Raw genomic sequence first — 18,542 nt, 5'->3', positions numbered from 1 at the left:
CGATGCCGGGGAAGCGGCAATTAAAAGCTGAACCCCGCTCGCGCGATCAGCGTATCGCCCGCGTCGCGGCGCGCGGGTCCGCCGATGCTGGTGCCGCTGTAGCGCAATCCTGCAAACCATCGCCCGCGATACCAGTCCAGCGCGACGCCATGATCGCGGTAGGTGCCGTCAGGTCGCAAACGGGCAGAACGAGCCGGATCGTCAGCATCGCCCGATGATCGGCCGACATGGCCGGACAGGGTGAAGGGCGTGTTCGGCAGTGCTATCGCGCCTGCTATGGACAGATAGAGATTGTCGCCACCTATGGCCGACTGATGGGGCGCATAGTGCGCGCCGAAGTCGATGCTTGCGGGACCAAGAAGAAAGCCTGCAACGGCGCCGACTTCGCCATAGTCCTGGCCCGACGCGCCCGGAAACATATGGTAACGCCCCTGGGCCGACAGCCGCCAGCCGCCCAGTTGCCGGGTCCAGTTCAACCCGGCGTCGATGACGCCATCTGCGCCACCATGCCGCGTGCTGCCCCACAGGCCGGTCGCAGCACTTTCGATGCTCAAACCATCCGTGACGGGAACGGACAGGCCCAGGCGCAGTGCCGGATCACCATCGCTCCAGCTGATACCCCGCCGCCGCTCATCGCTCATCGCCTCGACAGATGCGTCGACGCCGGGACTTTGCGCGACGGCGGGCATGGCATGGGCGGCGGTGACAAGCATTGCCGCCCAAAGGATGCCGTAACGCGGATCAGTTGGACGCAAGATTACGCACCATGTCCAGTTCCGCCAGCAATGGCGCGCGGTCCTGCGCCACGGCTGCCGCCAGCTGGGCCTGAACCTGGCCCTGATGGCGTTCGGCAATATCCTTGCGGAAACGGTCGCCCGAAGGACAGGCCGCGCTCTCGCTGCCCGACGCCAATGGATCGGTGGCGATGGTGCGGGCCAGTGCGGGACCATGGGCAAGGCTGCGGTCTATCTCGACCCGCGCGGTCCATTTGCACCGCTGCATATCCATCCGGTTGGGGGTTCGTGCGCCCACCGTGCGCGCGCTGACCACCAGTCGCGCGGTGTAATTGGCCTGAACCTGCATCCCATGATGATCGATCGCAACGCTATGCGAAGCCGCGGCAGCGGCGGCCATCGCGAAAAGGGACATGCTCATATATTTCTCCTGCTTTGTGACGTCGGGCTATCTTGCCTGATCGTCAGCAGCGTGACTTAGATAGTCACTGTTTCCCGGCCATTGCTGGCGCACGACAAAAGCCTGCTTTCGTCATGCTGCCGCCTTGGCCAGACCCTTCGACAATTGCAACGCGCCGTTGAGGCGAGCTGCGGAATCGGCCCAGTTGCGGTTGACCACCACCTTGCTGTCGGGTCGCAGCCGGGCCACGCCGTCCAGCCGCTGGATATAGGCGACCAGGCCCGCCGGATTGGGGAAGCGATCCTCGAAGAAGCTGACCAGCGCGCCTTTTTGCCCAACGTCGATCTTGGCGATGTTCGCCCTCACGCAATTCTGCTTGATCTCGATGATCTTGAGCAGGTTTTGCGTGGGGGCGGGCAGCTTGCCGAAACGGTCGATCAGTTCAGCGGCAAAGGATTCCAGCCCCTGCCGATCCTCTATCTCGTTCAGGCGGCGATAGAGACCCATGCGCAGGTCGAGGTCGGGGACATAATCGTCGGGGATCATGATCGGCGCATCGACGCTGATCTGGGGCGAGAAGCTGTCGCTGCGCGCTTCAAGGCCAGCGCCGCCCGCCTTGGCGTCGAGGATCGCCTCTTCCAGCATCGACTGGTATAGTTCGAACCCGACTTCGCGGATATGGCCCGACTGTTCGTCGCCGACCAGATTGCCCGCGCCGCGAATGTCGAGATCGTGCGAGGCAAGCTGGAAACCAGCGCCCAGCGTGTCGAGGTCGGACAGCACTTTCAGTCGCTTTTCCGCCGTTTCGGTAATGATGCGGTTGGCGGGCGTCGTCATATAGGCGTAGGCGCGGGTCTTGGACCGGCCCACGCGACCGCGCAACTGATAGAGTTGGGCGAGGCCGAAACGGTCGGCGCGATGGATGATCAGCGTGTTGGCGCTGGGAATGTCCAGCCCGGATTCGACGATGGTGGTGGAGAGCAGCACGTCGTAGCGCTTGTCGTAAAAGGCCGACATGCGTTCTTCCACCTGCGTGGCGCTCATCTGGCCATGGGCGACGATCGCCTTGATTTCCGGCACTTCGGTGCGGAGATACTCCTCGATCTCGGTCAGGTCGGCGATGCGGGGCACAACGAAGAAGCTCTGCCCGCCGCGATAATGTTCACGCAGCAGCGCTTCGCGGATCACCACCCCGTCCCATGGCATGATGTAACTGCGCACCGCCAGGCGATCGACCGGCGGGGTCTGGATGACCGACAGTTCGCGTAGCCCGGACATGGCCATCTGCAATGTGCGCGGGATCGGCGTGGCAGTGAGGGTCAGCACATGCACGTCGGTCTTGAGCGCCTTCAGCCGTTCCTTGTGGGTCACGCCAAACCGCTGTTCTTCATCGACGATGACCAGGCCCAGCCGCTTGAACTCGATACCCTTGGTCAGCAGCGCGTGGGTGCCAACGACAATATCGACCGTGCCGTCGGCAAGGCCCGCCTTGACCGCCTTGGCTTCCTTGTCGGGGACCAGGCGGGAGAGGCGACCGATATTGACCGGGAAGCCGCGAAAGCGCTCCTCAAACTGCATATGATGCTGGCGCGCCAGCAGGGTGGTGGGGCAGATCAGCACCACCTGCATCCCCGCCATCGCCGCGACGAAGGCCGCGCGCAACGCCACCTCGGTCTTGCCGAATCCCACATCGCCGCAGACGAGCCGATCCATTGGCTTGCCAGCGCCCAGATCCTCGATCACGTCCAGAATGGCGCGCTCCTGATCTTCCGTCTCCTGATAGGGGAAGCGATCGACGAAGGCGGGGTAGCCTGCATTGTCCGGTTCAGCGACGGTGGCCGCGCGCAGCGCGCGTTCCGCAGCGGTCTTGAGCAGTTCACCCGCGATTTCGCGGATGCGCTCCTTCATCTTCGCCTTGCGCCGCTGCCAGGCTTCGCCGCCCAGCTTGTCGAGGCCCACGCCTTCGCTGTCGGAGCCATAGCGGGAAAGGACTTCGAGATTTTCGACCGGCACGAACAGCTTGTCGCCGCCGGCATAGCTGAGCGCTACGCAGTCATGCGCGGTCTTGCTGACCGGGATCTGGGTCAGTCCTTCATAACGGCCAATGCCATGGTCCATATGAACCACCAGATCACCGGGCGAGAGGGTCGCCAGTTCCGCAAGGAAGGCGTCGGCGCTCTTCTTGCGCTTGGCCCGGCGGACCAGGCGATCGCCCAGCATGTCCTGTTCGGTCAGCACCGCGACGTCGGGCGCGGTGAAACCATGGTCGAGCGGCAGGATGGTCAGCACCACGCTGCCATTGGCGGCCAGCCCCAGCGCTTCCTGCCAATCGTCCGCCGCCGCCATGCGCCTGACGCCATGGTCGGCCAGCAGGCCCGACAGCCGTTCGCGCGCACCGGCGGAATAGCTGGCGATTACGACCTTTTTGTCTGTCCGCTGCAACGCCGCGATATGCTTGCCGACCGCGTCGTAGACATTGGCGTTCTGCGCCCGTTCCGGCGCGAAATCGCGCGGACCATCGACCGCAAAGTCCAACACGGTGGCGCTGTCCGGTTCGTGAAACGGCGTCGCGACGTGCATCGGCCAGCGGGCGACGACCGCGTCCCATTCGGCAGCGTCTAGATAGAGAAGATCGGGCTTGAGCGGGCGATAGGCGCCCGGATCGGACGATTTCGCCTGGACCCGGTTGGCATGATAGTCCCTGATCGCCTCAAACCGGGAATCCGCCGCGCCGACGACGCCATGGTCGCGGATGATGACGGCATCGTCGCCCAGATGGTCGGACAGGGGAACCAGCTTTTCCTCAAACAGGGGCAGCCAATGTTCCATGCCCGCCAGCCGCCGCCCCTCGCTGATCGCCTGATAGAGCGGATCGCCGGTCGCGGTCGCACCGAATATTTCGCGATAGCGGCCGCGAAAGCGCTTGATCGTATCTTCGTCCAGCAACGCTTCGGACGCTGGCAGCAGGGTGAAGCCTTCCACGCTGCCGGTGGTGCGCTGATCGGTGGGGTCGAACCGGCGGACCGTCTCGATCTCGTCACCGAAGAAGTCGAGGCGCAACGGTTGATCCTCACCGCCCGGAAACAGATCGACAATGCCGCCGCGAATCGCGAATTCGCCGCGATCATGAACGGTATCGGTGCGGACATAGCCATTGGCTTGCAGCATGTCGGCAAGGCGGGTGATCGCAATCCGCTCCTTGGGCGCCAGCTTCGCCACCAACTGTCTGATGCGAAACGGGGTCAGCGTCCGCTGCGTCAGGGCGTTGAGCGTGGTCAGCACCAGTTGCGGGCCTTTGGGCTTGGCCTGCAAGGCGTGAAGGCCAGCCAGGCGTGCCGACGCGGTGCGCAGCGAAGGGCTGGCGCGGTCATAGGGCAGGCAGTCCCAGGCCGGGATTTCGATGATCTCGATCTCCGGCGCGAAATAATGGGCCGTTTCCGAGACCGCACGCATCAGTTGTTCGTCGGAGGCGACGAACACGGCGCGGGCCGAACCTGCACCATGCGCGGCGCGGGCGATGTCCGCCAGCAGCCAGGGCTGGAACCCCGCAGGAACGCCCGACAGGGTCAGCGGCGCTTTGGCGCGGAGGATTTTCTGGAGATCGGTCATAAATGTTCGCTCTTCAACTCAATCATCCTCCCCTTGCAGGGGAGGTGGCAGGGCGAAGCCCTGACGGAGGGGTGTCAGGCTATCGAGAGGGTTACACCCCTCCACCACGCCCTTTGGGCGCGGTCCCCCTCCCCTTGCAGGGGAGGAGTTTCTAATTTTCGATCTTCACGAAATCGAGCTTCAGGAACTTGTCCATCATCGGCCCCTTCCATTCGTCCGGCACGGGGATGGTGCCCAGCGCCCAGCCGATGATGTCGGCGTCCTGTTCATCCATGAACCGCTCGAACCAGGCGATCTCTTCGGCATTCCACTCCTTGTGATACCGCTCGAAAAAGCCGCCCACCGCATAATCGGATTCGCGCGTGCCCCGGTGCCAGGCGCGGAATTTCAGGCGGCGCATCTGGGGATCATCGTTCACAATTTGTTCCTTTTGCGGACACGCCGAAAAAGCCGATCGGATGTTTGTGCCATCGTCCCGGCTCAGCTAGATGGGCAGCAGATAGACATGCGACCCGATATTCTCAATCCGCTCTTTGCCGAAATCTCTGTCCTTAAGGGCATTGGACCGGCGCTGGCCCGCCCGCTGGAGCGGCTGGGGCTGGCGCGCGCGGTCGATGTGGCGTTCCACCTGCCGGTCAGCTGGGTCGATCGCGTCCTGACCGACGAACTGGATATGGCCGATGCGGGCCGGGTGATCGGCATCGTCCTGACCCCGGTGGATTATCGAGCGAGCGGCAGCGCCCGCGCGCCGTTCCGCGTCCATGCGACCGACGGGCATGGCAATAATGTATCGCTCACCTATTTCGGCCGGAACAGCGCCTGGCCGCGCAAGCTGTTGCCGCTGGGCGAACCCAAATTCGTATCGGGCAAGCTGGAAGCCTATGGCGACAATCTTCAGATCGTTCATCCCGACCATGTGCTGCCGCCCGACGAGGCGGCTACCATTCCCGCGCGCGAGCCGGTCTATGGCCTGTCCGAAGGGCTGACCAACAACCGGATGCGCGATCTGGTGAGGCAGGCGCTCGCCCGCGCGCCCGACCTGCCCGAATGGATCGAACCCAGCCTGCTGGCCCGCAAGGACTGGCCGGGCTGGCGCGAGGCGCTGGCCCGTATCCATGCGGACCCGTCCGACGCCATGGCGCGCGAGCGGTTGGCCTATGACGAGATTTTCGCGGGACAACTGGCGCTGATGCTGGTGCGGCAATCCTCGCGACGGCGGCGCGGCGTGCCGATCGCGGGTGACGGGCGGTTGCGCGCAATGCTCAAGCTGCCCTTCGCGCCAACGGGTGCGCAGCGGCGGGCCTTTGGCGAGATTGAGGGCGACATGGCGCAGGCCACGCCGATGCTGCGATTGCTGCAAGGCGATGTCGGGTCTGGCAAAACGCTGGTGGCGTTGATGGCGTTGCTCAACGCGGTCGAGGCCGGGATGCAGGGGGCGATGCTGGCCCCGACCGAGATATTGGCGCGCCAGCATTATGAGACGCTGCGCAAAATGGCGTCGGGCCTGCCGGTCGAGATCGCCATCCTGACCGGGCGCGACAAGGGCAAGGTGCGTGAGGCGACGTTGATGGGGCTGGCCGATGGCAGCATCGACATCCTGGTCGGCACCCATGCGATCTTTCAGGAAGCGGTGCAGTACAAGAATCTGGGCCTGGCCGTGATTGACGAGCAGCATCGCTTCGGCGTGGCCCAGCGGATGATGCTGGCCAACAAGGCCGAACGCGCGCCCCATCTGCTGGTGATGACGGCAACGCCTATCCCCCGGACGCTGACCCTGACCTATTATGGCGAGATGGAGGTGTCCAAGCTGGACGAGATGCCGCCCGGCCGTCAGCCGATCCAGACCGTGGTGATGGCGGCGACGCGGCTGGACGAGGTGGTCGACGCGCTGGCCCGCCATGTCGAGGGAGGGGGGCAAGCCTATTGGGTCTGCCCGCTGGTGGAAGAGAGCGAGACGAGCGACCAGGCGGCGGCGGAAGCGCGGGCGGAATCGTTGAAGCTGCGTTTTGGCGACCGGGTGGGGCTAGTCCATGGACGGATGAAAGGGCCGGAAAAGGACGCGGCGATGGACGCCTTTGCCGCGAACCGGACGCAGATATTGGTAGCGACCACGGTGATCGAGGTGGGCGTCGACGTGCCCAATTCCAGCCTGATCATCATCGAGGGCGCGGACCGGTTCGGCCTGGCCCAGTTGCACCAGCTGCGCGGACGAGTGGGACGCGGCGACAAGCCGTCCGTCTGCCTGCTGCTGCGCGGCAATGCACTGGGCGAGACGTCGCGGGCGCGGCTGGCGCTGATGCGGGAAACGAATGACGGCTTTCGCATTGCCGAGGAGGATTTGAAGCTGCGTGGGGCCGGTGAAGTGCTGGGGACGCGCCAGTCGGGCGAACAGCAGTTGAAACTCGCAACGCCGGAGCATCTGGCATCGTTGCTGGAAGCGGCGCGGGATGACGCGCATTTGTTGATCGACCGCGACGGTGGGCTGGACAGCCCGCGCGGACAGGCGGCACGGACCTGCCTCTATCTGTTCGAGCGGGATGCGGCGGTGGGGCTGTTGCGCGGCGGCTAGGAAAAATGCTGCATTTGCGAAACAAATGAGGGTGCGCCACGTTCGCATCCCATGACCGACATCAGCATGACCCACATCACGCCCATGGCGGCGCTATCCATCGGCATCGCCGTTGGCTTGGCATTCCTGTTGCACTGGGCGATCTATGCCGTTGCGTTGCGGATCGTCCGCGCCCGCATGACCCCGCTGCTATTGCCGGAAATATTCCAGCCGACGCGATGGCTGGTTGTGCTAATGGCTCTGGCGGGCGGCCTGAAGTCCATCGAGATGGGGCCGCGTGTCGAAGAGTTCTGGTCCATCGGGTCGAAGATGATCTTCGCGTTGCTGGTCGGCTGGCTTGTCCTGCGTGGGCTGCGCGCGCTGCGCAGCATGATCGAGCACAAGGCCGACATGAGCGTGGAGGATAATCTGAAGGCCCGGCGGCGTCATACGCGGGTCCGCATCCTCTATCGCATCGCCCAGAGCATCGTCGCGGTGTTGGTGATCGCGATGATGCTGATCGCGATTCCGGGTGTCCGCGCCGTGGGCGTGACGTTGATGGCGTCGGCGGGGCTGGTCGGTCTGGCGGTTGGCGCGGCGGCCCAGCCGGCGCTCAAGAATCTGATTGCGGGCATTCAGATGGCATTTTCCGAACCGATCCGGCTGGACGATGTGGTGATCGTGGAGGGGGAATGGGGCCGGATCGAGGATATTACGCTGACCTATGTGGTCGTCCATATCTGGGATGACCGGCGGATGGTGGTGCCGGTGTCCTATTTTCTGGAAAAGCCGTTCCAGAACTGGACGACGAAAACGTCCGACCTGCTGGGTACCATATTTCTTTATGTGGACTCGACCGCCGATGTGGAGCGCATTCGCGCCAAGTTCATCGAAGTGACCGGCGCCAATGCCCGCTGGGACAAGCGCGTCGCCATCCTGCAGGTGACTGACCATCGCGCCGATGCGCTGGAGTTGCGGGGATTGTTGAGTGCCCGCAATGCAGGCATTGCATTCGACCTGCGCTGCGAGGTGCGCGAAGCGATGCTGTCCTTCCTGCGCACGGATATGCCCGAAGCGCTGGTGCGGACCCGTCAGCGGATAGAAGCGGACGGATTGTTTACCACGCCGTCCGGCGCGGAGGGACGAGCGCCATGAGCGCGTCATAGGTACGCGGCGCGATGGGTTGCAGAAATTCGACGCCCAGCCGTCCATCCTCGACCCAGCGGACTTCGGCGGGATGGTCCTTCACGATCGGCAGCCAGATCGTCATCTGCTCGCCCACCAGCAAGCCGCCATCGCTGCGGCACATGGCGCCAAGCGGCGATATGTTGATGATGCGCACGCCATGGGTGCGGCCGCGCGCGGTGACGTGGCTGACCATGTCAACCAGATCGCGGGGCGCGCGGCGCTGATCCACGGCGGGATCGCGCGATCGCATGACATGATTGAGGTTGGCGAACAGCGAAGACATGGCCGCAGCCTAGGGGGGCGAAGATGGACGCAATGCTACCGGGGACGGTTAATTTTCCCCTAGCATTATTTCCCTGTCAGGCGACCACGATCCCATGCTTTTTCGCCCCGAAACTGACCTTGTCACCGGGTTTCAGGGTCAGGGCAGGATCGTTTACCACATTCCCGTTCACCCGGATCGCATTTTCCAGCAATTTGCGTCGTGCTTCCTTGTTCGACGAGGCAAAGCCGAGCGCGACATTGGCCTGCACCACCGTCAACCCGTCCGCGCCGATGCTGACGGTCGGCAGGTTCGCGTCCGACGCGCCTTCCTCGAAAGTCTTGCGGGCCGTTTCCGCCGAAGCGGCGGCGGCGTCCGCGCCATGGGCCATGGCGGTGGCGGCATCGGCCAAAATCTTCTTGGCCTCGTTAATCTCGGCACCCTGCAAGGCTTCCAGACGGGCAATCTCGTCCAGCGGCAGGTCCGTGAACAACCGCATGAAGCGTCCGACATCGGCGTCCTGGGTGTTGCGCCAGAATTGCCAGTAATCATAGGGCGGCAGGGCGTCGGCGTTGAGCCAGACCGCGCCGTTCATCGTCTTGCCCATCTTGCCCCCGTCCGCCGTGGTGATGAGCGGGCTGGTCAGGCCATAGACCTGCGTGCCATCGACCCGGCGCGCCAGTTCGATGCCGTTGACGATATTGCCCCACTGGTCCGATCCGCCCATCTGCAACCGGCAGGCCGAACGGCGCGACAGTTCCAGAAAGTCGTAGGCTTGCAGGATCATATAGTTGAATTCGAGGAAGCTGAGCGACTGTTCCCGATCCAGCCGCAATTTCACGCTGTCGAAGCTGAGCATCCGGTTGACCGAGAAATGCTGGCCGATGTCGCGCAGGAAGGGGATATATTCAAGGGCGTCGAGCCAGTCGGCATTGTCGACCATGACCGCATCGGTCGGACCATCGCCGAAGGTCAGGAATTTTTCGAACACCCGCTTGATGCTGGCGACGTTCGACGTGATGAGATCGTCGGTCAGCAGCTTGCGCGCTTCGTCCTTGAAGCTGGGATCGCCGATCTTGCCGGTGCCGCCGCCCATCAGGACGATCGGCTTGTGCCCTGCCTGCTGCATCCGCCGCAGCATCATGATCTGCACCAGGCTGCCGACATGGAGCGAGGGGGCGGTCGGATCGAAACCGATATAGCCCGGTACGATCTCCTTTTGCGCCAGCGCGTCGAGACCCGCCGCATTGGTGACGTCATGGATATAGCCGCGCGTGTCGAGCAGGCGCAGGAGGTCGGACTGATAGTTGCTCATGGCGCGCGCCTGTAGCATTGGCAGGGCGGCTGTAAAAGAGGCGGAGAGTCGTAAATGCTGGCAATCGGCCTGATGTCGGGGACATCGCGCGACGGGATCGACGCGGCGCTGATCGAGACGGATGGGGATGGGCTGGTCAAGCCGCTCGCTTTTCATGCGCAGGCCTATCAGGACGGCTTCCGGGTGCGGCTGGCCGAAGCCTGCGCTCGCGCCATGGCGATGGATGCGCCGGGGTTCGAGCCGCTGATCGCCTCGGTAGAGGCGGAGCTTACTGAATTGCATGTGGAGGCGGTGGCCGACCTGCTGGGGCGGAGCGGCCATGTGGCGGAGGATGTCGGCGTCATCGGCTTTCACGGCCATACCGTCGCGCACCGGCCCGACCGGCGCTGGACCTGGCAGATCGGCGATGGCGCGGCGCTGGCCGGGGCGTTCGGCATCGCGGTCGTCGGTGACCTGCGCAGCGCGGATGTGGCGGCGGGCGGGCAGGGCGCGCCGCTGCTGCCGGTCTATCATCGCGCGCTGGCCGCCGGGCTGGAAAAGCCGGTGGCCATCCTCAATCTGGGCGGGGTTGCCAACATTACCGCGATCGGATCGGACGGGGCGCTGACGGCGTTCGACACGGGCATGGCGAGCGGCCTGATCGACAACTGGATGCAGGCGCATGGCGACATGGCCTATGACGCGGGCGGGGCCTGCGCGGCGCAAGGGCGCGTCGATGAGGCGCGGCTGGGCGCGATGCTGGCCGACCCATGGTTTGCCGCGCCGCCGCCCAAGAGCATCGACCGTGAGGCGTTTACGATCGAGGCGGTGCAGGGGCTGGATCTGGAGGATGGCGCGGCGACGCTGACAGCCTTTTCCGCGGCGGCGGTCGCGCGCGGCATCGACCATCTGGCCGAACGTCCGCTGTGCCTGCATGTCGCGGGCGGCGGGCGACATAACAGGACGTTGATGGCGATGCTGGCCGAGCGGTGCAGGGTCGATGTCCGGTCGGTCGATGCGCTGGGCTGGGACGGCGACGCGCTGGAGGCGCAGGGTTTCGCCTATATGGCGGTGCGCCATCTTGCGGGGCTGCCGATCAGCTTTCCGGGGACGACGGGCGCGCCGGCGCCGATGACGGGCGGGGTGCTGTTTCGGGCTTAACTTCGCATATTTCCCGGCAAATGCGACATTATATTATGTGAGCGTGATCCTATCGCAAAGTGGCTGACGCATCATAACAGCCGGGTTTTTCGTAGGACAGCGGGGTCATGATGATGTCGCCTCATGCTGGCCAAAGCCGTTCGGGCCGTCCGGTGGCCTTTGCCGTATCCAGCGGCTGGCGATCAGCTTGATCCCCGATTGCACCGGCAGCCCGGCATGTTCGCTCATAGGGTCGGGGCGTCCATCGGGCAGGATGTTGGCGAAGAGCAGTCCATCGCCCTTGCAACCGCGATGGGAGAGGGGCAGGCGGGTGAAGTGGGTTTGTCCGCCGGTGTAATCGTCGTTGAGATAGACCAGAAGGGTCAGGCTGCGCTGGTTGGAAAGGCCCGGCACGGCGTCCAGATGGACGCGATATTGCTGGCCGGGGCGGTAGCGCAGGACTTGCAGGGTTTCGCCCTGTTCGACCGTGGTGCCGCTGGCGGCGGCGAGGCGGCGGTTGATGGCGTGAATGGCGGGCCATTCGGACACGATGGGAAAGCCCGCCGCGTCGGAATCGCGCACAGGATCGGCGACGAAGCGCTTTTGCCCTTCATGAAAGATCAGCGCCGGGCGCAGCCTGCGGTCGGACAGGCTGGCGAGCAGGTCGCATTCCGATGGCGTGAGCAGGCCGGGCAGGGCGTGGATCATCGGGCTGTCGGACAATGGTTCGGGTGTCGGCCAGGCGAGCGGATCGCCATGGGCGTCGATCGCCATTGCCGCAATCAGGGCGCGTTGCCCGGCCGCGATCGGGTCGCGATCCGCCCAGTCGTCGAGCATCGTCAGCGCCCCGGCCCAGTCGCGTGCGCCACCGACGCCGGAAGCCAAGAAGCCCGCGAGAATCCGCGCCGCGCCGATGCTGTTGGCGGCGGCGAGATCCACCCGCGCGGCGGCCAGGTCACGCGGTAGCCATCGCCCCTCGACCCGCCAGAGCGCCCGCATCGCCAGCGCATCGCCATCGCCGCGCGCACAAGCCGCGTCGACCAGCCCATGCGCCGACGCGCTGTCGCCACGCTGAAGCAGCGCCAGCGCTTCGGCCACGATCGTCGCCATCAGCGCTTGCGCGTCAGCTCCCGCATGGCCGCGTCGATGCCCTCGATCGTCAGCGGATACATGCGGTCGTTCATCAATTCGCGGATCAGGCGGATAGACTGGTTATAGCCCCAATGCGCTTCGGCCGTGGGGTTGAGCCATACGGTCGCGGGATAGGTATGGGCGACCCGTTGCAGCCAGACCGCGCCCGCCTCTTCGTTCATATGTTCGACCGACCCGCCCGGATGGCTGACCTCATAGGGGCTCATCGTCGCATCGCCGACGAAGATCACCTTATAGTCATGGCCATATTTGTGGAGGATGTCCCAGGTCGGGGTACGTTCGGCGAAGCGGCGGCGATTATCCTTCCACACGCCTTCATACAGGCAGTTATGGAAGTAGAAAAATTCCATATTCTTGAATTCGCTGGTCGCGGCGGAGAAAAGCTCCTCACACAGCCTGACGAACGGGTCCATCGATCCGCCGACATCCAGAAACAGCAGCAGCTTGACCGCATTATGCCGTTCGGGCCGCATCCTGATGTCGAGCCAGCCCTGCCGCGCGGTGCCGCGGATGGTTTCATCCAGGTCCAGTTCCTCCGCCGATCCTTCGCGCGCGAAACGGCGCAGGCGGCGCAGCGCGACCTTGATATTGCGGGTGCCCAGCTCCTTTGTGTTGTCGAGATTGGCGAAGTCGCGCTTTTCCCACACCTTGATCGCGCGCTTGTGCCGGCTCGTCCCGCCGATGCGGACGCCTTCGGGATTATAGCCGCCATTGCCGAAGGGGGAGGTGCCGCCGGTGCCGATCCATTTATTGCCGCCCTGATGCCGCCCCTGCTGCTCCTCCAGCCGCTTCTTGAGCGTCTCCATGATCTCGTCCCAGTCACCCAGCGACTTGATCTTCTCCATTTCTTCGGGGCTAAGATATTTTTCCGCGACCAGTCGCAGCCATTCCTCCGGTATTTCCGCCTCTACGCCCGAATTGCCGAGCACGCCCTTGAACACTTGACCGAATACCTGATCGAAACGGTCGAGCAGCCCTTCATCCTTCACATAGGTTGCGCGGGCGAGATAATAGAAATCCTCCGGCCGCCGTTCGATGACGTCGCGGTCCAGCGCTTCCAGCAGCAGCAGATGCTCCTTGATGCTGGCGGGGATGCCGGCGGCGCGGAGCGCATCGAGAAAATTGAGCAGCATGGACGCCTTTGTCGGGCAGCGCGGCGCATGATGCAAGTGGCCGGACCCAGCGCTTGTCGGAATATTAAGTGTTGCAGTGCATGGTTAATGCGTCACTATCCAGTCATCGGGAAATTTGGGGCCTACGCTTGGAAAACAGGGACTTGCTGGCTGATCTTGGGGAACGGTCAGGCGACATCGCGTTGCAATGCAGCGAAACTGCGGGCTTTCTGAGCGAGTTGAACCTGCGGATACAGCAGGATTCGGCGAGGCTGTCCGATTTGCACGCAAATATGGATACGCTGGCCGCCAGCCAGAATGAAAGTGTCGCAGCCGCGCAGGAATTGAGCCTGACCGCGCGTCGGGCGGGGCGGATCATCGCCGATGGACATGCGGCCATCACATTGTCGCTGGGCGAGGTGGCGGGGCTGGTCGAGCATGTCACGGGGCTGGAGGGGCATTTGCGCCAGTTCCTGTCGGTGATCGAGGCGGTGGGCGATATTTCCGACGAGCTGGGGACGATCGCGCGGCAGACGCGGCTGCTGGGTATCAATGCGGCGATCGAGGCGGCGCGCGGCGGGGAGGCGACGCAGGGCTTTGCCGTGGTGGCGGACGAAATCCGACGGCTGGCGGGGCAGGCGGGCGAATCGGCGGCATCGGTCGGCGACAAGCTGGGCCTGCTGGATCGCGATGCCCGGCGGCTGATCGGCGGGGTGGAGGCCAATATCGTGCGCGGGCGCGATGTCGGCACGCATATCGACCGGCTGCGGATGAGCATGGCGGAGATCGCATCGCTGGTGACGCAATTTGCCGAACGGTCCGATGCGATCGTGACCTGCACCGACGAGGCGGACAGTGACGTGGCGGCGTTGCGGCAGGGGTTGGCGCGGTTCAGCCAGTCGGCAAGCGAAAGCGCGACGCGGGTGGACGTGGCGCGCGGGCAACTGGAAGGGCTGGAGGGCATGGCCAACGCCATGCTCGATACCGCCGCCCATGGGCCAGGGCGGACCCGCAACAGCCGCTATATCGCGCTGGCGGAGGAAGGCGCCGATGAGGTGATGGCGCTGATCCGGCAGGGGATTGCGGACAATCAGCTGAACCGGGGCGACCTGTTCGACACCGATTATCGCCGGATCGAGGGGACTGAACCGGCGCAATATCAGACCCGCTTCACCGCCTTTGCCGACGCGCTGCTGCGTCCGACGCTGGACAGGCGCACGGGCGAGGACAGCGCGATCGTGGGGTGCTGCCTGATCGACATGAACGGCTATCTGCCCACCCATATCAGCACCCGCAGCCAGCCGCAGCGGCCCGGCGATCCGCGCTGGAACATGGAACATGCGCGCAACCGCCAGATGTTCATGGACAGCCAGACCCGGCGGGCGCTGGACGGGGAAGGCGATTTTTTCCTGTTCACCTATCGCCAGGATCTGGGCGAGGGTCGCTATCGCGCGCTGCGCAGCGTGTTCGTGCCGCTGGTTTTCGAAGGGCGGCGATGGGGCCTGTATGAGGTTGGCTATCTGATCTGACGGCCCGAATAGGGACATTTGCGGATGGAGCGGGTGGCGGCGCAGGGATAAGCAGGAAGGCAATTGTCCAACGCCCTTGCCTGCCGGAGTTTCGCCCATGAAAACCATTCTGCTGCATATTCATGAGGATAGCGCCCAGAATAGCCGGATGGAGGTGGCGCTGGACATTGCCCGTGCGACCGGCGCGCATGTTCGCTGCCTTCAGGTTACGCCGGTGATCGATTATGTGTCGGCGGACATGTATGGCGGCAGTTATGTGCTGCCCCAGGACATCGACAACATCCGCATTGCCGAAGCGAAGGAAAAGGAAAAGATCGAAGCGCGTATCCAGCGCGAGGGGGTGGCGTGGGACTGGCGGCACAGCGATGGCGACGTCGTGCAATGCATCCTGTCCGCGTCCCGGCTGGTCGATGCGATCATCGTGACCCTGCCGGGGCCGGGCCGCCGGGGGATCGGCGATCCGCTGCCGATCGTCGCCGACCTGGCAATCAGCAGCCGCGCGCCCATCCTGGCCGTGCCCAAGGGGTGCAAGGCCTTTGCCTGTCAGGGCCGGGCGATGGTGGCATGGGATGGATCGCACGAGGCCGCGGTGGCCCTGTGCGCCGCGCGGCCATTGCTGGCGCTGGCGAGCGAGGTGCATGTCGTGACCGTCGAGGAAAAGGCCAAGCGCGATTTTCCGCCGATCGACGCCAGCGAATATCTTTCGCGCCATGGCATCGCGTCGGAAATCCACGAATGGCCGCGCAAGGGCCGGACGGTCGAGGAGGCCCTGGCCGCCGCCGCCGCCGAATTGCGCGTCGACTGGATCACGATGGGTGCCTTCGGCCATAGCCGCCTGCGCGAAACCATATTTGGCGGCGTCACCCGCTATCTGTTGGGCGAAGCGCGGGTTCCGCTCTTGCTGGCGCACTGATTTCGCGTCAGTGATGGGCAATGGCGATCAACGATGTCGATCCGCGCGATGATGCGCATAGCCTGGAACAGGCGTTGCTGGGGTCGATCCTGGCGACGGTGCCCGACGCCCTGATCGTCATCGACGCACGCGGACGCATCATGTCGTTCAGCCCGGCGGCGCAGCGCATGTTCCAATATGGCGAAGCCGAAGTGCTGGGCGAGAATGTGTCGATGCTGATGCCATCGCCCGATCGCGAGCGGCATGACGGCTATCTGGACCATTATCGCGAGACCGGGGAAAAGAAGATCATCGGCATCGGTCGCCTGACCACGGCGCGGCGGCGGGATGGATCGACCTTTCCCATCGAACTGGCGGTCGGCGAGGTCAGCGATCAGGGTATGCGATTGTTCACCGGCTTCATCCGCGACCTGACCGAGCGGCAGAAAACCGAACGGCGGGTGCAGGATTTGCAGGCCGAACTCAGCCATGCGTCACGCGTGACCGCGATGGGGACGCTGGCCGCGGCGCTGGCGCATGAACTCAACCAGCCGCTGACGGCGATCGCCAATTATATGGAGGCGGGGCGCGACCTGCTGGCGCAGGAAGGCGCAATCGACCGGACCTTGCTGGGCGAAGCGATGGACGAGGCCGCGACGCAGGCGCTGCGCGCCGGGGAGATCATCCGGTCGCTGCGCGAATTCATTCGCCGGGGCGAAGCGGACCGCCAGCCCGAAACCGTATCGACCCTGTTGTCGGAAGGGGTGGCGCTGGCCTTTATCGGCATCAACAGCCGGGGCATCGATATGGACATCGCCGTCGATCCCCGTGTAGGCCGCATCATGGCCAACCGGGTGCAGGTGCAGCAGGTGATCACGAATCTCGTCCGTAACGCGGTGGAAGCGATGGAGGGGCGTCCGATGCGCATTCTCCATCTGTCGGCCGCGCCTGACGATGATGGCCGGGTGGAGATCATTGTCGCCGATAGCGGCCCCGGCCTTGATCCGGCGGTCGAACGATCGCTCTTTACCCCGTTCAGCACCACCAAGCCGACGGGCATGGGGGTCGGGCTGTCGATCAGCCGCACCATCGTGGAAGGCCATGGCGGCCGCATCTGGGCGACGCGATCGCGCTGGGGCGGTGTCGCCTTTCATTTCACATTGGACGCCGCGGATTGACGCCATGACCCAACCCCTCATCTATGTCGTCGATGATGACGAGGCGATCCGCCGATCGCTCAGCTTCATGCTCAAGACCAGCGGCTTTGCCGTGCAGAGCTTTTCGGGCGGCATCCCGTTCCTGAAGGAAGCGGCCGGGCTGGAACAGGGCTGCGTCCTGCTGGACGTGCGGATGCCGGACATGGACGGGCTGGAGGTGCAGCGTGAACTGCGCGCGCGGGGCGTCCTGCTGCCCGTCATCATCATGACCGGCCATGGTGATGTCGGCATGGCGGTGGCCGCGATGAAGGCGGGCGCGACCGACTTCATCGAAAAGCCGTTCGAGAAGGCGGCCCTTCTGGACGCCATCGCCGCCGCCAATGCGCAGGTTGCCGCCCACCGCGATGCCGGCGCGCGGCGCGAGGATGCGCAGGCGCGTCTCAACATACTGACCGATCGCGAACGCGAGGTGCTGAACGGCCTGGTCGAAGGACTGCCCAACAAGTCGATCGCCTATGATCTGGGCATTTCGCCGCGCACGGTGGAAATCCATCGCGCCAATCTGATGCAGAAGCTGGACGTGCGCAGCCTGTCCGAAGCGCTGCGCATCGCGTTCCAGGCCGGGATGCAATGATGCCCGATCAGGGACATTACGGATAGGCTGATGCCCGCCGCTGCGTCAGGCAGCGATCATGATGATGCATTTTGATCTGGCGCAAACCGCGCCCGCCGCCTCCGCCCCGGTTCCGTGCCAGGACGCCAGCTTCTGCCAGCGATGCGACGTGCGCGCGCGCGCGATTTGCGGCACGCTGGAGGAGGATGATCGCGCCGCGCTCAATCGCCTTGGCCGGCGGGTGACGGTGCAGGCCGGGCAGACGGTGATGTGGGAAGGGGACGATGCCACCATCGTCGCCAATGTCATCGAAGGCACGCTCAAATTGTCGGCCTCCACCGGCGATGGACGCGAACAGATTGTCGGGGTGGTCTATCCGTCCGATTTCATCGGTCGCCCCTTTGGCCGCAGCACCCCCCATAGCGTCACCGCGCTGACCGACGCGCGCCTTTGCCTGTTCACGCGGGGTGCGTTCGACGGTTTTGCCCGCACCCATCCCGAACTTGGCCACCGCCTGCTGCAACGCACGCTGGACGATCTGGACCGGGCGCGCGCCTGGATGCTGCTGCTGGGCCGGAAGAATGCGCGGGAAAAGATCGCGACCTTCCTGCTCGATATGTCGCAACGGCTGGCGGGGGAGGGCGCGGGGCCGCTCGACAGCTTCGCGCTGCCCCTGTCGCGCCAGCAGGTCGCCGATGTGCTGGGCCTGACGATCGAGACGGTCAGCCGCCAGATGACCGACATGAAGCGGGCGAAAATCATCGACCTGCCGAACCGTCGCACCGTCGAAATACTGGATCGCGACCAGTTGTCCTGCCTCGCCGAAGCGGCCTGACCGGCACATATCGGCCCGGATAGGGACATTCACCTACAGACCCCGATGCCCCCTTTTGACAGAGGACAAGGACAGTC

Annotated in this window: 16 protein-coding genes; 8 read left to right on the top strand and 8 right to left on the bottom strand. The window is 64.5% G+C overall.

What is annotated here, in order from left to right:
- Positions 1 to 20: 20 nt before the first annotated feature.
- The 4 genes from CJD35_RS14060 to CJD35_RS14045 all read right to left on the bottom strand — a co-directional run bounded on the left by CJD35_RS14060 (position 21) and on the right by CJD35_RS14045 (position 5,161).
- Positions 21 to 755 (bottom strand): TorF family putative porin, encoded by a 735-nt coding sequence (locus CJD35_RS14060; RefSeq protein ID WP_303393665.1) that lies wholly within the window; start codon positions 753 to 755, stop codon positions 21 to 23.
- The gene (locus CJD35_RS14055) at positions 742 to 1,155 is read right to left on the bottom strand and encodes a hypothetical protein (RefSeq protein WP_017184530.1); all 414 of its coding nucleotides are present in this window, start codon (positions 1,153 to 1,155) and stop codon (positions 742 to 744) included. Before CJD35_RS14055 ends, CJD35_RS14060 begins: the two co-directional genes overlap by 14 nt.
- A 111-nt stretch (positions 1,156 to 1,266) precedes the next feature.
- The gene (gene mfd, locus CJD35_RS14050; protein WP_017184529.1) at positions 1,267 to 4,743 is read right to left on the bottom strand and encodes a transcription-repair coupling factor; all 3,477 of its coding nucleotides are present in this window, start codon (positions 4,741 to 4,743) and stop codon (positions 1,267 to 1,269) included.
- A gap of 151 nt (positions 4,744 to 4,894) precedes the next feature.
- Complete coding sequence (locus CJD35_RS14045; RefSeq protein ID WP_017182360.1) at positions 4,895 to 5,161, bottom strand: FAD assembly factor SdhE; 267 nt, start codon at positions 5,159 to 5,161, stop codon at positions 4,895 to 4,897.
- Positions 5,162 to 5,248: 87 nt separating this feature from the next.
- Here CJD35_RS14045 and recG point away from each other — a divergent pair, with 87 nt between their 5' ends.
- Both recG and CJD35_RS14035 read left to right on the top strand, forming a co-directional pair.
- On the top strand, positions 5,249 to 7,312 hold the full coding sequence (gene recG, locus CJD35_RS14040; protein ID WP_017182359.1) for an ATP-dependent DNA helicase RecG: 2,064 nt from the start codon (positions 5,249 to 5,251) through the stop codon (positions 7,310 to 7,312).
- Positions 7,313 to 7,363: 51 nt separating this feature from the next.
- Positions 7,364 to 8,446, top strand: coding sequence for a mechanosensitive ion channel family protein (locus CJD35_RS14035; protein ID WP_017182358.1), 1,083 nt, complete (start codon positions 7,364 to 7,366; stop codon positions 8,444 to 8,446).
- On the opposite strand, the gene CJD35_RS14030 is transcribed toward CJD35_RS14035, so the two are convergent.
- Complete coding sequence (locus CJD35_RS14030) at positions 8,409 to 8,762, bottom strand: PilZ domain-containing protein (RefSeq protein WP_019053695.1); 354 nt, start codon at positions 8,760 to 8,762, stop codon at positions 8,409 to 8,411. The two genes, CJD35_RS14035 and CJD35_RS14030, sit on opposite strands and share 38 nt — an antisense overlap.
- Before the next feature lie 76 nt (positions 8,763 to 8,838).
- Positions 8,839 to 10,056 carry a tyrosine--tRNA ligase gene (gene tyrS / locus CJD35_RS14025; RefSeq protein WP_017182356.1) on the bottom strand — a complete coding sequence of 406 codons (1,218 nt, stop codon included), beginning with the start codon at positions 10,054 to 10,056 and terminating at the stop codon, positions 8,839 to 8,841.
- A gap of 54 nt (positions 10,057 to 10,110) precedes the next feature.
- On the opposite strand from tyrS, the gene CJD35_RS14020 reads away from it, so the two are divergent.
- Positions 10,111 to 11,196, top strand: coding sequence for an anhydro-N-acetylmuramic acid kinase (locus CJD35_RS14020; RefSeq protein ID WP_095687168.1), 1,086 nt, complete (start codon positions 10,111 to 10,113; stop codon positions 11,194 to 11,196).
- A gap of 105 nt (positions 11,197 to 11,301) precedes the next feature.
- Here the strand turns inward: CJD35_RS14020 and CJD35_RS14015 are convergent, their stop codons facing one another.
- Together CJD35_RS14015 and CJD35_RS14010 are read right to left on the bottom strand one after the other, a co-directional pair.
- Positions 11,302 to 12,285, bottom strand: coding sequence for a 2OG-Fe(II) oxygenase (locus CJD35_RS14015; RefSeq protein WP_017182354.1), 984 nt, complete (start codon positions 12,283 to 12,285; stop codon positions 11,302 to 11,304).
- The gene (locus CJD35_RS14010) at positions 12,285 to 13,460 is read right to left on the bottom strand and encodes a vWA domain-containing protein (protein WP_017182353.1); all 1,176 of its coding nucleotides are present in this window, start codon (positions 13,458 to 13,460) and stop codon (positions 12,285 to 12,287) included. The genes CJD35_RS14015 and CJD35_RS14010 overlap by 1 nt, the downstream gene beginning before the upstream one ends.
- A gap of 143 nt (positions 13,461 to 13,603) precedes the next feature.
- On the opposite strand from CJD35_RS14010, the gene CJD35_RS14005 reads away from it, so the two are divergent.
- The 5 genes from CJD35_RS14005 (at position 13,604) to CJD35_RS13985 (ending at position 18,465) form a co-directional block, all read left to right on the top strand.
- On the top strand, positions 13,604 to 14,968 hold the full coding sequence (locus CJD35_RS14005) for a methyl-accepting chemotaxis protein (RefSeq protein WP_017182352.1): 1,365 nt from the start codon (positions 13,604 to 13,606) through the stop codon (positions 14,966 to 14,968).
- A 97-nt stretch (positions 14,969 to 15,065) separates the two neighbouring features.
- Positions 15,066 to 15,881 carry a universal stress protein gene (locus tag CJD35_RS14000; protein ID WP_017182351.1) on the top strand — a complete coding sequence of 272 codons (816 nt, stop codon included), beginning with the start codon at positions 15,066 to 15,068 and terminating at the stop codon, positions 15,879 to 15,881.
- A 20-nt stretch (positions 15,882 to 15,901) separates the two neighbouring features.
- Positions 15,902 to 17,038 (top strand): sensor histidine kinase, encoded by a 1,137-nt coding sequence (locus CJD35_RS13995; RefSeq protein ID WP_017182350.1) that lies wholly within the window; start codon positions 15,902 to 15,904, stop codon positions 17,036 to 17,038.
- A gap of 4 nt (positions 17,039 to 17,042) precedes the next feature.
- On the top strand, positions 17,043 to 17,651 hold the full coding sequence (gene fixJ, locus CJD35_RS13990) for a response regulator FixJ (protein ID WP_017182349.1): 609 nt from the start codon (positions 17,043 to 17,045) through the stop codon (positions 17,649 to 17,651).
- A 58-nt stretch (positions 17,652 to 17,709) separates the two neighbouring features.
- Entirely contained in the window at positions 17,710 to 18,465 is a 756-nt protein-coding gene (locus CJD35_RS13985; RefSeq protein WP_017182348.1) for a Crp/Fnr family transcriptional regulator, read from the top strand.
- The last annotated feature ends 77 nt before the right edge of the window (positions 18,466 to 18,542 follow it).

This window comes from Sphingobium xenophagum (assembly GCF_002288285.1).
In the GTDB taxonomy this organism is placed as follows: Bacteria; Pseudomonadota; Alphaproteobacteria; order Sphingomonadales; family Sphingomonadaceae; genus Sphingobium; species Sphingobium xenophagum.
This window is presented reverse-complemented; position numbering and strand designations above follow the sequence as displayed.

Coding starts and splice junctions, on each gene's coding strand:
- CJD35_RS14055 (WP_017184530.1), bottom strand. CDS start 1,155: ATGAGCATGTCCCTTTTCGCGATGGCCGCCGCTGCCGCGGCTTCGCAT.
- CJD35_RS14020 (WP_095687168.1), top strand. CDS start 10,111: ATGCTGGCAATCGGCCTGATGTCGGGGACATCGCGCGACGGGATCGAC.
- CJD35_RS14000 (WP_017182351.1), top strand. CDS start 15,066: ATGAAAACCATTCTGCTGCATATTCATGAGGATAGCGCCCAGAATAGC.
- CJD35_RS14035 (WP_017182358.1), top strand. CDS start 7,364: ATGACCGACATCAGCATGACCCACATCACGCCCATGGCGGCGCTATCC.
- CJD35_RS13985 (WP_017182348.1), top strand. CDS start 17,710: ATGATGATGCATTTTGATCTGGCGCAAACCGCGCCCGCCGCCTCCGCC.
- recG (WP_017182359.1), top strand. CDS start 5,249: ATGCGACCCGATATTCTCAATCCGCTCTTTGCCGAAATCTCTGTCCTT.
- CJD35_RS14015 (WP_017182354.1), bottom strand. CDS start 12,285: ATGGCGACGATCGTGGCCGAAGCGCTGGCGCTGCTTCAGCGTGGCGAC.
- CJD35_RS13995 (WP_017182350.1), top strand. CDS start 15,902: ATGGCGATCAACGATGTCGATCCGCGCGATGATGCGCATAGCCTGGAA.
- CJD35_RS14030 (WP_019053695.1), bottom strand. CDS start 8,762: ATGTCTTCGCTGTTCGCCAACCTCAATCATGTCATGCGATCGCGCGAT.
- tyrS (WP_017182356.1), bottom strand. CDS start 10,056: ATGAGCAACTATCAGTCCGACCTCCTGCGCCTGCTCGACACGCGCGGC.
- mfd (WP_017184529.1), bottom strand. CDS start 4,743: ATGACCGATCTCCAGAAAATCCTCCGCGCCAAAGCGCCGCTGACCCTG.
- CJD35_RS14010 (WP_017182353.1), bottom strand. CDS start 13,460: ATGCTGCTCAATTTTCTCGATGCGCTCCGCGCCGCCGGCATCCCCGCC.
- fixJ (WP_017182349.1), top strand. CDS start 17,043: ATGACCCAACCCCTCATCTATGTCGTCGATGATGACGAGGCGATCCGC.